Source organism: Angelakisella massiliensis, assembly GCF_900104675.1.
GTDB lineage: Bacteria > Bacillota > Clostridia > Oscillospirales > Ruminococcaceae > Angelakisella > Angelakisella massiliensis.
Window position 1 is genome coordinate 2,089,837 of sequence record NZ_LT629945.1, and the last position, 14,129, is coordinate 2,103,965.

The following is a 14,129-nucleotide window of genomic DNA, read 5'->3' on the forward strand; positions in this document are numbered from 1 at the left end:
GAAATCTTCTGGAAAATACCTGCGAAAAGCAATATTTTTTTGAATTTTGCGTCAAGAAAAAGTTTCATATTAAACGCTTTTTCTGTCAACAATTCTGAAAGATGCATAGAATATGCAAGAAAAGAAAAAAATATCTTGCAAAATATCGTCGTATCCACTACAATAGGAGAAACGACTTTTAAGAGGAGCTGTATAGGATGGAACCGATGCGTCAGATGGGAACAGCAAAGCTGGAAAGACTGCTTGCAGAGCTGCGGAAGGAATATGAGGATTTTCAAAGCCAAAAGCTGACCCTGGATATGTCCAGAGGTAAGCCCAACAGCGATCAGCTGGATCTGGCTGCGGGGATGCTGGATACCCTGAGCAGTGCCCGGGGCGCTTTTTCGGACAGCGGTATTGATTGCCGGAATTATGGTTCTCTCACCGGCATTCCGGAAGCGAAAAAAATGATGGCCGATATGCTGGGCGTGGAAGAGGATGAGGTGATCATCGGGGGAAACTCCAGCCTGAATCTGATGTTCGATACAGTTTCCAGAGCCCTGAATCTGGGCGTTTACGGTTCCGATAAGCCCTGGTGCAAAGAGCCTGAAATCAAGTTCCTTTGTCCCGCTCCCGGTTACGACCGTCATTTTGCCATCTGCCAGCATTTCGGCATCAAGATGATCACCATCCCCATGGGTCCGGAAGGCCCCGACATGGATCTGGTAGAGGACTATGTCAACAACGATCCCGCGGTAAAGGGGATCTGGTGTGTTCCCAAATACTCCAATCCCACCGGTGTTACATATTCCAAGCGGACAGTGGAACGTTTTTCCCGTCTGTGTCCCGCCGCCCGGGATTTCCGCATTTTCTGGGATAACGCTTACTGCATCCATTCCTTCAAGGGGGAGGATGAACAGCTGACGGATCTGTTCCATCTGCTCAAGCAGCGGGGCAAGGAAAATATGATTTTCATCTTCGGTTCCACCTCCAAAATCTCCTTTGCCGGCGCCGGATTGGCGGCTATGGCCGGTTCCCGGGCCAATATGCGCCTGACAGAGCAGCAGCTTTCCATTCAAACCATTGGATACGACAAGATCTGCCAGCTGATGCATGTGCGGTATTTCGGCAGCTTCCAGGGAATGAAGGAGCATATGAAGAAACACGCCGCGATACTGGCTCCCAAGTTTGCCGCGGTGGAGGAGATCCTTTCCCGTGAGCTGGATGGCCTGGAGATTGCTACATGGACCGATCCTACAGGCGGATACTTCATTTCTCTGGATACACTGGAGAACTGCGCCAAGCGGACAGTGCAGCTGTGTGCTGAGGCCGGGGTCAAACTCACCGGCGCCGGGGCGACCTTCCCTTACGGGATCGATCCCTATGACCGGAACATCCGTATTGCTCCCAGCTATCCGTCGGTAGAGGAGCTGAGAAAGGCAACAGAGCTGCTGTGCCTGTGTGTGAAGATCGCTTCGGCGGAGTATTATCTCACCATCAGCATCTGAGCGGAGAAAAATTTAAAAGCAAGGCAAAAAGCGGGCGTTGGAGTTTTTCTGACGTCCGTTTTTGTATGATTCGGGGAGAACAGTGGAAAATAAGATTCAAAAGGATCAGACCTGCCCAAAGCGTTTGTCCGCTTTTCTTTCTCTTTGGACCTCGGTGGGGAAATTATGTGTCATTGCGGTGTTTTTTGTGGTTTAACGTTGACTTTCGCAGGAAGCTGTCCTATAATAGGCCACATGATCGCCTGGACAAAACGGGCTTTTCTTTTTGTCCGGGGTAATATTTGCGCCGGAGGAGGTCATCTCCCCCTGCCGGTGCGGACATAGGAGGACTGTCAATGAAAAGAGCGAAAAAATGGCCGTTTTTTGTAGCGGCCGCGCTCATTCTGGTCATCGCCTATCTGACGATGTTTGGTTTGAGCATCGGCGGCGAGACCTACATCAAGGGCGCCGATACCATTCGCTGGGGTATTGATATCCGGGGCGGCGTGGACGCCACCTTTACCCCTGCCGATGGCTATGATGCCACGGAAGAAGAGATGCGGTCGGCGGAATCCATTATGGAAATTCGTCTGATCGCCCGGGGCATCACCGATTATGAGGTGTACACCGATACAGCCACAGACCGGATCATTGTCCGTTTTCCCTGGAAGGTAGGGGAGACGGAGTTTGATCCTGAGGAGGCGATCAAGGAGCTGGGCGACACCGCCATGCTTACCTTCCGGGAAGGTCTGGAGGTGGATGAGCAGGGCAATCCCACCGGTACGGTAGTGCTGGAAGGTAAGGATCTGGTCAGCGCTCAGGTGGCGGTGTACCGGGATGAATATGGTGTCAGCCGTCCTGTGGTAGAGTTCAAGCTCACCGATGAGGGCAAGACCAAGTTCGCGGAGGCTACAGAAAGAAATCTGGGCAAGATCATTTCCATCTGGATGGACAACACCCTCATTTCCTTCCCCACAGTCAACAGCGTCATCAGCCAGGGAGAAGGCATGATCGAAGGAGACTTCACTGCTGAATCGGCTCAGGATCTGGCCGAGAAAATCAACGGCGGCGCGCTGCCCTTCAAGATGACCACCGAAAATTACAGCTCCATTTCTCCCACCCTGGGCCTCAACGCCAAGGATGCCATGGTCAATGCCGGTATCATCGCTTTTGTGCTGGTATGCCTGTATATGATCCTCTATTATCGTCTGCCGGGCTTTGTAGCGGTTTTCGCGCTGATCGGTCAGGTCGTGTTTATGATTGCGGCCGTTACCCGTGTGTTCCCGGTTTATGAATCCTTCACCCTCACCCTGCCCGGTATCGCCGGTATTATTCTTGGTATCGGTATGGGTGTGGACGCTAACATCATTTCCGCAGAGCGTATCAAAGAGGAGATCCGCAGCGGCAAGACTGTGGACGGCGCTGTCAGCCAGGGCTTTGAGCGGGCCTTCTCCGCCATCCTGGACGGCAATGTCACCGTCATCATCGTCGCTGTGATCCTCATGGGCGCTTTTGGCCCACCGGAGAGCATCTGCGTGCGGGTGCTGCGTCCCATCTTCTTTATGTTTGGTCAGGCGACCGCCGGTTCCATCTATTCCTTCGGCTATACACTGCTGATGGGTGTGGTGGCCAACATGATCATGGGCGTTTATCTGTCCCGGCTGATGCTCCGGTCCATTTCTCAGCTGAAATGCTTCAGAAAACCCTGGTTCTATGGAGGTGCGAAGAATGTTTGATTTCATCGGCAAAAGAAAAATCTTTTTCAGCATCTCCCTGGGGCTGCTGGCCCTTTGCCTGGTGTTCTGCCTGACTTTGGGAGTGGAGCTGGATATCCAGTTCAAAGGCGGCTCCATGATGACCTATTCCTATACCGGCACGGTGGACCCCGCTGCCATTGAAAGCGCGGTTGAGGATGTAACCGGCAGCGTTACCTCTGTACAGACCGGCAGCACCGCCGGTACCGGCATGACCACCTTCACCATCGCGCTGGCGCAGAAGCAGGGCGTGGATGTGGAGACCCAGTCCGCCATTACCGCCAAGCTGGAAGAAATGTATCCCGATGCCGGCCTGGAAGCGCTGAGCATCAACAATGTGGACGCTACCATTGGTAAGGAGTTTTTCCTCAAATCCATCCTTGCCGTGCTGCTGGCCTCTGTGCTGATGGTGGTATATATCGCCTGGAGATTCCGCAACATCGGCGGCTGGTCTGCCGGTGTGATGGCAATGCTGGCGCTGCTCCACGATGTGCTGATGGTTTTCGCGATTTTCGTTTTCCTGCGCATTCCCCTTAACGACAGCTTTATTGCGGTGGTATTGACCATTCTGGGCTACTCCCTCAATGATACCATCGTAATCTATGACCGTATTCGTGAAAATGAGCGGCTGATGGGTAAGCGTACGCCCTTGCCGAAGCTGGTCAATGAGTCCATCAACCAGTCTCTGGGCCGTGCCTTTGGTACATCTTTCGCCACTGTGCTGTCCATGGTGGTAGTTGCTGTGGTTGCCTGGATGTATGATATGAACAGCATTATCACCTTTGCCATCCCCATGATCGCCGGTATTGTTTCCGGTTTGTATTCCTCTGTCTGTATCACCGGCCCGCTTTGGGTTTGGTGGGAGGAAAAACATCCCTCCAAGAGACGGATGGCCTGAAAATTTTTTGCGCGCAGGGGCAGGTTTCATTTGAAACCTGCCCCTTTTGCATATGATGGGAAGGGGAAGAGCTTCAAACCGGATGAAAGTTCAAGCGGTACGGCCTATTGAATAAAAAGCTTTTGTGTAGTAAACTATGAGGAAGCAATAACCCTGAGCAAAGGACTTTAAATAAGCGGCTTTTGCTTCCTCAAACATTCCTGGAAAAGGCGGGAGGATTTTGAATATAGGCATTTCCACGGCAACCTTCTATCCACTGGAAACGGAACAAGCGCTGGATCAGGCCATCAGGCTGGGGTCTGACTGTGTGGAGATTTTTTTCAATGCATTTTGTGAAACAACCCCGGAGTTTGTCCGGCAGCTGAAGCGTCAGCTGGAGGCTTATGAAATAAAAGTAACTTCCATCCATCCCTTCACTTCTGGGATGGAGCCCATGTTTTTCTTTTCCAATTATCCCAGGCGTTTTTCTGACGGGATGGAGATCTATAAAAGGTACTTTGAGATTTTAGGAGAGCTGGGCGGGAAATATCTGATCCTCCATGGCCACCACAACAAGCCGGGGGCCAGTATGGAACAGTATGTGGAGCGATATGCCCGCCTTCATCAGCTGGGCAGAAGCTTTGGTTTATATGTTGCCCAGGAAAATGTGGCCCGCTGCCTGAGCCGCTATCCCCAATTGTTTGAGCGGATCGCCCAGGCCGTGCCGGATGCCAAATTCACCCTGGATGTCAAGCAGGCTATCCGCTCCGGCGTGACGGTGGAACAGATGCTGGATGTCATGGGAGAGCACCTGGCCCATATTCATATCAGTGACAACAGCCCTCAGTGCGACTGCCTGCCGGTGGGGGAAGGGACGATGGATTTTGAGGCCTTTTTCCGGCGGCTGCGGCAGATGAATTATGGGGGAGACATGGTGCTGGAGCTGTATCAGGACAGCTACAGTAATTCATCCCAATTGACCAATTCCATTGAAAGGCTGCGCAGGCTTTGGGAGAGCAGCGAAGAGAAACAGGGTTGAATTTGGTACACTTTGGGGATTATTTACAAAAAATATTGGGAAAAGTCTTGTCTGAAAAAGAAAGGTTTGCTATAATATTAACAAGGCGGGGCTGGAGAGGAGTGTTTGGGTGTGAAATGCCCATTTTGCGGTTATGCCGAAAGCAAGGTGATCGACACAAGGCCTGCTGACGAGGGGGAACGGATTCGCCGTCGTCGGGAGTGTCTGAGCTGCGAAAAACGATTCACTACCTACGAGGTGGTGGAAACAACCCCGCTGATGGTTATCAAAAAGGATGGTTCCAGAGAGGTTTTTTCCCGCGACAAGCTGCTGCGGGGAATGATCAAATCCTGTGAAAAGCGTCCGGTAAGCCTGTCGGTACTGGAGGATGCGGTGGCGGATATTCAGCTGACCCTTCAGAACCGGCTGGAACGGGAGGTTCCTTCCTCACAGATCGGGGAACTGTGCATGGAAAAGCTGAAGGGGATCGATCAGGTGGCCTATGTTCGCTTTGCGTCGGTCTATCGTCAGTTCAAGGACATCAATTCTTTTTTGGCTGAGCTTAAAAATATTTTACAGCATGAAGAAAACGGGTCGTGAAGGAGAGAGCCCCGGCGCAAGGCCGGGGTTTTTCTGTACCCCAGTCCAAATCCATTCTGTAAAAAATTTAAGAGAAATGGGAAAAGGATAGGAAAAATGCATAGTTTCGTCGCTGGAATACCCTGGAAACACAAAAAAGTTGTACAAAACTTGAGGGGGGAATTGTTACATTTGTGAATAGTGAAAGGCAGACTGATATGGTATAATTTGTACTATGCAACGGCCAGATATTTGTAAACATCCCGGAAAAACTGTCGATGATAACAATGGGGACCGTTGCGTGGGGAGGCTGCCGCAGCTGGCCGGTGATACCGGTCCGGAGCTTATCCGGCGGCCCCCCGGGGAGGGGCGTTAATTTGTCCCTTTTTTGCGAATACTACTCTGAAAGTATAAGGTGGTGATGGAAGAATGATTGAGGTGGTAACCAAGATCAGGCAAGCGGAGGAAGCCGCGGCGGAACAGAAGCGCCAGGCACAGGCTCAGGCGGCGCAGCTGGAAGCGGAGGCCCACAAAACGGGCAAGGCAATGATTGCCCAGGCAAAAGCGGAAGGCGAGCAGCAGGCGGCCCAATTGCTCCAGCAGGCCCGGGAATCGGCGGAAGCCCTGACGGCCCGGAGGCTGGCTGAGGCGGAAGCGCAGAGCAGTCAGCTGGCTGATTTGGCTTCTGCCAGAGTGGATCATGCGGCCGCACTTATTGTTGAGAGGATCGTGGAAACCAAATGATTGAAAGAATGGAAAAACTTTTCCTCTATGGTCTTTCCGGCGATGCTCAGCAGGTTCTGGGAGAGCTGATGCGCTGCGGCTGCCTGCAGATCACCGATCCTGAGACGATGGATGGCTATGAGCAGCTGCAGGAGATGATGGAGCGCCCGGTGGTGGATCTCTACGGACTGGAACAAACCCAGGCCCGGCTGGCATCTGCCATCAATGTTCTTTCTCCTTATTTCGAGAAGCAGAAGCTGCTTCAGCAGAAGCCCAAGGTAGCCTTTGACCGCCTGGAGGATCAGAAGGTGCTGGAGGAAGCGGAAGCGCTGTGTCAGCAGGTGGAGACCCTCCAGCGGGAGATGGGGGAGAAAAAAAGTCAGGTGGGCAAGATCCAGTTCCGCCAGTCCTCTTTGGAGCCGTGGAAAAAGCTGGATCTTCCCCTGGACCAGCTTTCCACCCGCAGTACCCAGGTTCAGCTGATGACGGTGCCGGTCCAGGTTCCGCAGCAGACGCTGGAACAGGCTGTGGAGGAGGCGGGACTGCCTGCCTATCTCAGCGTGATCAGTGAAGACGGTGAGCAGCGGTATCTGGCGGTTTTGTGCCACAAAACTGCCGCTGCTGAGACGGATGATCTTCTGCGGCAGAACGGCGCCATCCGGGTGTCTTTGGAAGACTGGAAGGGAACAGCGGGAGAGGCGTCACGGCGGTGCCGCACCCAGATCGATGAGCTGCAAAGGGAAATTGCTTTACAGGAAAAATCCCTCAAGGAGCTGGCAAAGCAGGGAGAAAAGTTAAAGCTGGCATATGACAGCGTCCAGGTTCGCATCCAGCGGACGCAGGTCCGTCAGGATACCCTGGAGACCGGAAAGACCTATCTGCTGGCGGCCTGGGTGCCGGTGCGGCGGAAGGAAGAGGTGGACAGAGTATTGTCCTCCTACCCCTGCTATTATGAGTATCACCAGCCGGCAGAGACCGATGATGTTCCCATTTTGCTCAAGAACAACAAACTGGTGGAGCCTTTTGAGGCCGCCACTGAGATGTACTCTTTGCCGATTTACGGCAGCGTGGACCCGGACCCCTTTATGGCCCCCTTCTTCTTCCTGTTTTTCGGCATGATGCTTTCGGACGCCGGATACGGCATCATCCTGACAGTGGCAGGACTGCTGGGAGCCAAATGGACCGGCAGCAAGCTGATGAAGATGCTGGGATATTGCGGTATCTCCACCATCTTCTGGGGCGCGGTGTACGGCAGCTGGTTCGGAGATTCCATTCCCGCTTTTGCCCAGACCTTCCTGGGATTGGAGATCAGCGTTCCAACCCTGATCGATCCCCTGAAAGACCCCATCACCATCCTGGCGCTGTCCTTTATTTTTGGCGCGCTGCATCTGTTTGTGGGTATGGGCCTGAAGGCGTATCTGATGGTCAAGCGTGGACATCCGTGGCAGGCGTTCTTTGATGTGGGACTGTGGTATTTCGTCCTCATCGGACTGCCTCTGCTGCTGCTGGGCGAGCCTTTCGCCACAGTGGGCAAGTGGATGGCTATTGGCGGTGCTGCGGGGCTGGTGCTCACTCAGGGCCGGGAGAAAAAGAATCCCATCATGAAGCTGATTTCCGGCGTCATGAGCCTGTATGACATCACCGGCTATTTCTCCGATGTGCTGTCCTATTCCAGAATCATGGCACTGGGCCTTGCTACCGGCGTTATCGCCACCGTCATCAACACCATGGGCACCATTGCCGGAGGCGGAATAGTTGGTTTCATTCTGTTCCTGGCGGTATTTGTGCTGGGCCATGTGGTCAACCTGGGCATCAACGCCCTGGGTTCCTACGTACACACCTCCCGTCTCCAGTATGTGGAATTTTTCGGGAAGTTTTTTGAAGGCGGCGGCCATCCGTTCCGTCCGCTGCGAACTGATACAAAATATTATGTAGTCAACAAACAGGAGGCTGACTGATTATGGAAATCATCATGAACATGGGTACCTTCCTCGCTTACGCTGGCGTTGCCATCGCGGTAATCCTGTCCGGTATGGGCTCTTCCAAAGGTGTTGGATATGTGGGTGAAGCCATGAGCGGCGTCATCGCTGAAGATCCCGGCAAGTTCGCTCAGCTGCTGGTGCTCCAGGCTCTGCCTGCCACCCAGGGTATTTACGGCTTTATCACCGGCTTCCTGGTCATCATGAAAACCGGTATGCTGGACGGCTCCATTGGTCAGCTGACCCTGGGCACCGGCGCTTACTTCTTCGCCGCCTGCCTGCCTGTGGCTTTTGTGGGTTATGTTTCCGGTAAGTGCCAGGGCCGTGTGGCCGCCGCTGGCGTCAGCATCGTTGCCAAGAGACCTGATCAGGTTTCCAAGGGTATGGTCGCCGCCGCCATGGTTGAGACCTACGCCATTCTGGCCCTGCTGGTTTCCATGCTGCTCATCTTCAATCTGCCTGTTGTGAGAATGTAATCACCAGACTGAAGTTTGAGAGGCGGTATAACCATGAACGATATTAATGCCATCCTCCGAAAGATCGACGAGGATGCCAAAGAATCCGCTGCTGCCATTCTCAAAGCCGGGGAGGAGAACCGGGACAAGATCCTGGCGGATTACCGTGCCCAGGCGGAGAAAGAGCGGCAGGCCATCCTGGACTCCGCCAAAGCTCAATGTGAGGCTATGGCTCTCCGGGCGGCTTCCCAGGCGGGTATCGAGGAGCGGAACAAAAAGCTTCAAACCCGGCGGGCGGCCATTGACGCGGCCTTTGCTGGGGCAATGAAGAAGCTGTGCGGTCTGTCCGATGAGCAAAAAGTCGCCTTGTTTACCCATCTGGCGGTAGAAAACATCACCGGCGACGCGGAGCTGATCCTCAATCCCGCTGACCGGGCTTCCATCGGCACCGCTTTGGTGGCGGCCATTGAAAAGAAGCTGGCTGCCCAGAGCGGACGGTCACCGTTGGCGGGCGCGGCTGTAGCCGTGGTGGAAAAAACGCTTGGTGTCCGGGGCGCGGGGCCCCATGTGACCCTGTCCAAGGAGACCGGTTCCTTTGCCGGAGGCTTTCGCCTGCGGGAGGGAAATGTAGAGACCAACTGCACCTTCGAGGTGCTGGTTTCAGGCGCGAAAGAGGAACTGGAGCCGGAGGTTTCCAGAATTCTGTTTGAAAATGCCTGATCCCGGCAAAATTTTCAAAACGAAGGAGGTGCAGCCTTGAAACCCTATCGTGATACAGACTATCTCCAGGCGACAGCCAGGGTGCGTGCCAAGGAAAACGGCATGGTCACCGGCCGGGACTTTGCCAAGATGGTGGACGCCAAGAACGCCGAGGAAGCCTTCAAGGTCCTCAGTGACGCAGCCATCTGCCAGGGATACTCCATGGGGGATTATGAGGCGGCCTTCCGCAATAATCTCAAGGAGACATACGAACTGGTAGCGTCCATCGCCCCCGACCCGGAGGTAGTGGAGATCTTCCGTCTGAAATATGACGGGCATAACCTGAAAACCGCCGTCAAAGGCAAAAAGACCGGCGGCGCAATTGAAAACCTGCTCAGCCCACTGGGAAATGTTCCCGCGGAGGAGCTGCTCCGGGAGCTGGCGGAAGGCCGATTCAACCGTGTGCCCCAGGCCATGGGCAAGGCGGCGCTGGAGGCGGCAGAGCTTCTGGCCCGTACAGGAGATCCCCAGGCGGTGGATATTCTGGTGGACCGGGCGATGCTGGAGACCATGGCGAAAAAGGCCCATGATTTCGGCAATCCTTTTCTGACTTCCTTTGTGGAGGCTCAGGTGGATATCGCCAACATCCGTACAGTCATCCGTCTCAAACGGATGGGCAAGGACGCTATGGCCCTCAAAAAGATTCTGGCGGAGGGGGGCAGCATTTCTGTCAGACGGCTGCTGGAGCTTTATCCCAGAGGCTATGACGAGCTGCTGGGCTATCTGTCCACCACCCCCTACGGCAAAACTTTGGAGCCCTGTTATGACGCCATCCGGGCGGAGCGCTCCCTGACCTTGTTTGAGAAGCTGTGCGACAACCACATGGTGGCGATGCTGGATCGGGCCCGTTTGATCCCCTTCGGCATTGAGCCTTTGGTAGCGTACCTGTACGCCAAGGAATGCGAGACCAAGGCGGCACGGATCGTGCTGGCCTCCAAGCTGGCGGGGGTACCGTCGGAGCAAATCACAGAAAGGCTGCGTGATGTCTATGCGTAGTAAGATCGCCGTCATCGGGGAGAAGGAAAGCGTCCTGGGCTTCAAGGCGGTAGGCTTTGATGTCCATGAGGTGACCGATCCCCGGGAGGCGGAGGACATCATCGACCGCCTGTATACTCAAAATTACGGCATCATCTTTATCACCGAGCAGACGCTGGCTCCCATTGCCTCAGTGCTCGACAAGTATAAGGACCGCGAGCTTCCCGCCATCATCCCCATTCCCGGCCGTCAGGGTACCATGGGTCTGGGCATGAGCAATGTCAAAAAGAGCGTGGAGCGTGCGGTGGGTGCGGATATCCTGTTCAAGGACTGATCCCGCCCTGACAAACCAAAAGAAAGATAGTAGGTGAAAAGCAGTGAGCCAAGGAAAAATCGTAAAGGTGTCCGGCCCCCTCGTTGTGGCGGAGGGGATGCGTGACGCCAATATGTTCGACGTGGTCCGCGTCGGCCGCATGGGTCTGATCGGTGAGATCATCGAGATGAGAGGCGACAAGGCCTCCATCCAGGTCTACGAGGAGACTTCCGGTCTGGGCCCCGGCGACGAAGTGACTTCTACCGGCGCTCCTCTTTCCGTGGAGCTGGCTCCCGGTATTCTGGAAATGATTTTCGACGGCATCCAGCGCCCTCTGGAGCGCATCAAGGAGATGACCGGCAGCAATATCGCCCGTGGTATCGATGTTACCGCCCTGGACCATGACCGCAAGTGGGAGTTTGTGCCCACAGTGGAAGTGGGAGCCCATGTGGTGGCCGGCGATATCATCGGCACCGTTCAGGAGACCTCTGTTGTTTCCCACAAAATCATGATTCCCTTCGGTGTGGAAGGTGAGATCGCCAGCATTGAGGCCGGTGAGTTCACCATTGTACAGCCGGTGGCTCAGGTGAAAAAGGCCGACGGCAGTCTGGTGCCCATTACCATGCTGCGGAAATGGCCTGTGCGCCGTCAGCGTCCGGTGGACCACAAGATGTCCCCCGATATCCCCATGGTTACAGGTCAGCGTGTCATCGACACCCTGTTTCCCATCGCCCGGGGCGGTACAGCGGCAGTTCCCGGTCCCTTCGGTTCCGGTAAAACCGTGGTGCAGCACCAGATGGCCAAGTGGAGCGACGTGGACATCGTGGTTTACATCGGCTGCGGTGAGCGCGGCAACGAGATGACCGACGTTCTGCGGGAGTTTCCCGAGCTGAAGGACCCCAAAACAGGGGAGTCCATCATGAAGCGTACCGTCCTCATCGCCAACACCTCCGATATGCCCGTGGCCGCCCGTGAGGCGTCCATCTATACCGGTATCACCATTGCGGAGTATTTCCGGGATATGGGCTATGCCGTAGCCATCATGGCCGACTCCACCTCCCGTTGGGCTGAGGCTCTCCGTGAGATGTCCGGCCGTCTGGAGGAGATGCCCGGTGAGGAAGGTTATCCCGCTTACCTCACATCCCGTCTGGCTCAGTTCTATGAGCGGGCTGGCCGTGTCATCTGCCTGGGCAGCGAAAAGCGTGAAGGTTCTCTGACCGCTATCGGCGCTGTTTCTCCCGCCGGCGGCGACAACTCCGACCCCGTCGTGCAGGCTACCCTCCGTATCGTCAAGGTGTTCTGGGGCCTGGATTCCAGCCTGGCCTATAAGCGTCATTTCCCCGCCATCAACTGGCTGACTTCCTACTCCCTGTACAACGACACCATCGGCCAGTGGCTCAATGAGAACATCAATCCCAACTGGACCAAGCTTCACAGCGAGACCATGTCCATCCTCCAGGTGGAAAGTGAGCTGGAGGAGATCGTCAAGCTGGTTGGTTACGATTCTCTGTCTCCCGCGGACCGTCTGACCCTGGAAGCTGCCCGGAGTATCCGTGAGGACTACCTGCAGCAGAACGCCTTTGACGGCGTGGATACCTACACCTCCCTGAAGAAGCAGTATGGTATTCTGGAACTGGTGCTGAAGTTCTATCACGAATCCCAGCAGGCACTGGCTGCCGGAGCTGCCGTCAACGACATCTTCGCCATGGATACCAGGGAAAAGATCGCCCGTGCCAAGTATGTGGAGGAGGATGAGTTTGAAGCTTACGCCGCCGCCACAGCCCAGGAGCTGGAGGATGAGATGAAGGCTCTGACCAACAAGGAGGTGTCCGCGTCATGATGAAGGAATATCGTACGATACAGGAAGTGGCAGGCCCTCTGATGCTGGTAAAGGATGTGGAAGGGGTCACCTATAACGAGCTGGGTGAGATCGAGCTGCCCAACGGGGAGCGCCGCCGCTGCAAGGTGCTGGAGGTCAATGGCTCCAATGTTCTGGTGCAGCTGTTTGAAAGCTCCACCGGTATCAACCTGGAGTACAGCAAGGTCCGGTTCTTTGGCCGCAGCCTGGAGCTGGGTGTTTCCGAGGATATGCTGGGCCGCATCTTCTCCGGCATGGGCGAGCCCATCGACGGAGGCCCTCAGCTGATTCCTGAGGAACGCATCGACATCAACGGCCTGCCCATGAACCCCGCCGCCCGTACCTATCCTGAGGAGTTCATCCAGACCGGTGTTTCCGCCATTGATGGCCTGAACACCCTGGTCAGAGGCCAGAAGCTGCCCATCTTCTCCGGTTCCGGTCTGCCTCACGCCAAACTGGCGGCCCAGATCGCCCGTCAGGCCAAGGTGCTGGGTACCGATTCCAAGTTCGCCGTGGTGTTCTGCGCCATCGGTATCACCTTTGAGGAATCGGAGTTCTTTATCAGCGACTTCAAGCGCACCGGCGCCATCGACCGTGCTGTGCTGTTCATCAACCTGGCCAACGACCCGGCCATTGAGCGTATTTCCACCCCCCGTATGGCGCTGACCGCCGCGGAGTATCTGGCGTTTAAGAAGGATATGCACGTTCTGGTTATCATGACCGACATTACCAACTACGCCGAGGCTCTTCGTGAGGTATCCGCTGCCCGGAAAGAGGTTCCCGGACGCCGCGGCTATCCCGGTTATCTGTATACCGACCTTGCCTCTCTGTATGAGAGAGCAGGCCGCCGGGATGACAGCCAGGGTTCCATCACCATGATCCCCATCCTCTCCATGCCTGAGGATGACAAGACCCATCCCATTCCCGACCTGACCGGCTACATCACCGAGGGCCAGATCATTCTGTCCCGTGAGCTGTACCGGAAGAACATCATGCCTCCTATTGACGTGCTGCCCAGCCTGTCCCGTCTGAAGGATAAGGGTATCGGCGTTGGCAAGACCCGTGAGGACCACGCCAACACCATGAACCAGCTGTTCGCGGCTTATGCCCGTGGTAAGGACGCCAAGGAGCTGATGACCATTTTGGGTGAAGCGGCCTTGTCCGATACCGACAAGCTGTACGCCAAGTTTGCCGACGCCTTTGAGAAGGAGTATGTCTCTCAGGGCTACGAGACCAACCGCAGCATCGAAGAGACCCTGAACATCGGCTGGAAGCTGCTCTCCATTCTGCCCAAGACGGAGCTGAAGAGAATCAAACCGGAGTTCATTGAAAAGTATCTCCCCAAAGAGACCGACGGTCAGTAAGGAGGGGGC

The 14,129-nt window shown here is 55.1% G+C and carries 13 protein-coding genes; all 13 read left to right on the top strand.

Going from position 1 to position 14,129, the window contains the following annotated elements; all coding sequences use genetic code 11:
• Positions 1-197: 197 nt before the first annotated feature.
• The 13 genes from BQ5383_RS15265 to BQ5383_RS15325 all read left to right on the top strand — a co-directional run bounded on the left by BQ5383_RS15265 (position 198) and on the right by BQ5383_RS15325 (position 14,120).
• On the top strand, positions 198-1,487 hold the full coding sequence (locus BQ5383_RS15265) for an aspartate aminotransferase type Ic (RefSeq protein WP_071433382.1): 1,290 nt from the start codon (positions 198-200) through the stop codon (positions 1,485-1,487).
• A 335-nt stretch (positions 1,488-1,822) separates the two neighbouring features.
• Complete coding sequence (gene secD / locus BQ5383_RS15270; protein ID WP_071433384.1) at positions 1,823-3,202, top strand: protein translocase subunit SecD; 1,380 nt, start codon at positions 1,823-1,825, stop codon at positions 3,200-3,202.
• On the top strand, positions 3,195-4,118 hold the full coding sequence (secF, locus tag BQ5383_RS15275; RefSeq protein WP_071433386.1) for a protein translocase subunit SecF: 924 nt from the start codon (positions 3,195-3,197) through the stop codon (positions 4,116-4,118). Before secD ends, secF begins: the two co-directional genes overlap by 8 nt.
• A gap of 220 nt (positions 4,119-4,338) precedes the next feature.
• Positions 4,339-5,136, top strand: coding sequence for a sugar phosphate isomerase/epimerase family protein (locus BQ5383_RS15280; protein WP_172724644.1), 798 nt, complete (start codon positions 4,339-4,341; stop codon positions 5,134-5,136).
• 111 nt (positions 5,137-5,247) lie between these two features.
• Positions 5,248-5,715: a transcriptional regulator NrdR gene (nrdR, locus tag BQ5383_RS15285; protein WP_071433388.1), complete on the top strand. Its 468-nt coding sequence runs from the start codon at positions 5,248-5,250 to the stop codon at positions 5,713-5,715.
• Positions 5,716-6,123: 408 nt separating this feature from the next.
• Complete coding sequence (locus BQ5383_RS15290; RefSeq protein WP_071433389.1) at positions 6,124-6,438, top strand: hypothetical protein; 315 nt, start codon at positions 6,124-6,126, stop codon at positions 6,436-6,438.
• Entirely contained in the window at positions 6,435-8,375 is a 1,941-nt protein-coding gene (locus BQ5383_RS15295) for a V-type ATP synthase subunit I (RefSeq protein ID WP_071433392.1), read from the top strand. The genes BQ5383_RS15290 and BQ5383_RS15295 overlap by 4 nt, the downstream gene beginning before the upstream one ends.
• Positions 8,376-8,377: 2 nt before the next feature.
• Positions 8,378-8,872 carry a V-type ATP synthase subunit K gene (locus tag BQ5383_RS15300; protein WP_071433394.1) on the top strand — a complete coding sequence of 165 codons (495 nt, stop codon included), beginning with the start codon at positions 8,378-8,380 and terminating at the stop codon, positions 8,870-8,872.
• Between the two features lie 33 nt (positions 8,873-8,905).
• Positions 8,906-9,571, top strand: a complete 666-nt coding sequence (locus BQ5383_RS15305) for a V-type ATP synthase subunit E (RefSeq protein ID WP_071433396.1) — start codon at positions 8,906-8,908, stop codon at positions 9,569-9,571.
• Positions 9,572-9,607: 36 nt separating this feature from the next.
• Positions 9,608-10,606, top strand: a complete 999-nt coding sequence (locus tag BQ5383_RS15310; protein ID WP_071433398.1) for a V-type ATPase subunit — start codon at positions 9,608-9,610, stop codon at positions 10,604-10,606.
• On the top strand, positions 10,593-10,919 hold the full coding sequence (locus BQ5383_RS15315; protein ID WP_083390009.1) for a V-type ATP synthase subunit F: 327 nt from the start codon (positions 10,593-10,595) through the stop codon (positions 10,917-10,919). The genes BQ5383_RS15310 and BQ5383_RS15315 overlap by 14 nt, the downstream gene beginning before the upstream one ends.
• Before the next feature lie 43 nt (positions 10,920-10,962).
• Positions 10,963-12,738 carry a V-type ATP synthase subunit A gene (locus BQ5383_RS15320; protein WP_071433401.1) on the top strand — a complete coding sequence of 592 codons (1,776 nt, stop codon included), beginning with the start codon at positions 10,963-10,965 and terminating at the stop codon, positions 12,736-12,738.
• Positions 12,735-14,120: a V-type ATP synthase subunit B gene (locus tag BQ5383_RS15325; protein WP_071433403.1), complete on the top strand. Its 1,386-nt coding sequence runs from the start codon at positions 12,735-12,737 to the stop codon at positions 14,118-14,120. Before BQ5383_RS15320 ends, BQ5383_RS15325 begins: the two co-directional genes overlap by 4 nt.
• Positions 14,121-14,129: the final 9 nt, after the last annotated feature.

Excerpts from the sequence above, each read along its gene's own strand:
- BQ5383_RS15325 (WP_071433403.1), top strand. The coding sequence starts at position 12,735 with ATGATGAAGGAATATCGTACGATACAGGAAGTGGCAGGCCCTCTGATG.
- BQ5383_RS15265 (WP_071433382.1), top strand. The coding sequence starts at position 198 with ATGGAACCGATGCGTCAGATGGGAACAGCAAAGCTGGAAAGACTGCTT.
- secF (WP_071433386.1), top strand. The coding sequence starts at position 3,195 with ATGTTTGATTTCATCGGCAAAAGAAAAATCTTTTTCAGCATCTCCCTG.
- BQ5383_RS15300 (WP_071433394.1), top strand. The coding sequence starts at position 8,378 with ATGGAAATCATCATGAACATGGGTACCTTCCTCGCTTACGCTGGCGTT.
- BQ5383_RS15305 (WP_071433396.1), top strand. The coding sequence starts at position 8,906 with ATGAACGATATTAATGCCATCCTCCGAAAGATCGACGAGGATGCCAAA.
- BQ5383_RS15290 (WP_071433389.1), top strand. The coding sequence starts at position 6,124 with ATGATTGAGGTGGTAACCAAGATCAGGCAAGCGGAGGAAGCCGCGGCG.
- secD (WP_071433384.1), top strand. The coding sequence starts at position 1,823 with ATGAAAAGAGCGAAAAAATGGCCGTTTTTTGTAGCGGCCGCGCTCATT.
- BQ5383_RS15295 (WP_071433392.1), top strand. The coding sequence starts at position 6,435 with ATGATTGAAAGAATGGAAAAACTTTTCCTCTATGGTCTTTCCGGCGAT.
- BQ5383_RS15315 (WP_083390009.1), top strand. The coding sequence starts at position 10,593 with ATGTCTATGCGTAGTAAGATCGCCGTCATCGGGGAGAAGGAAAGCGTC.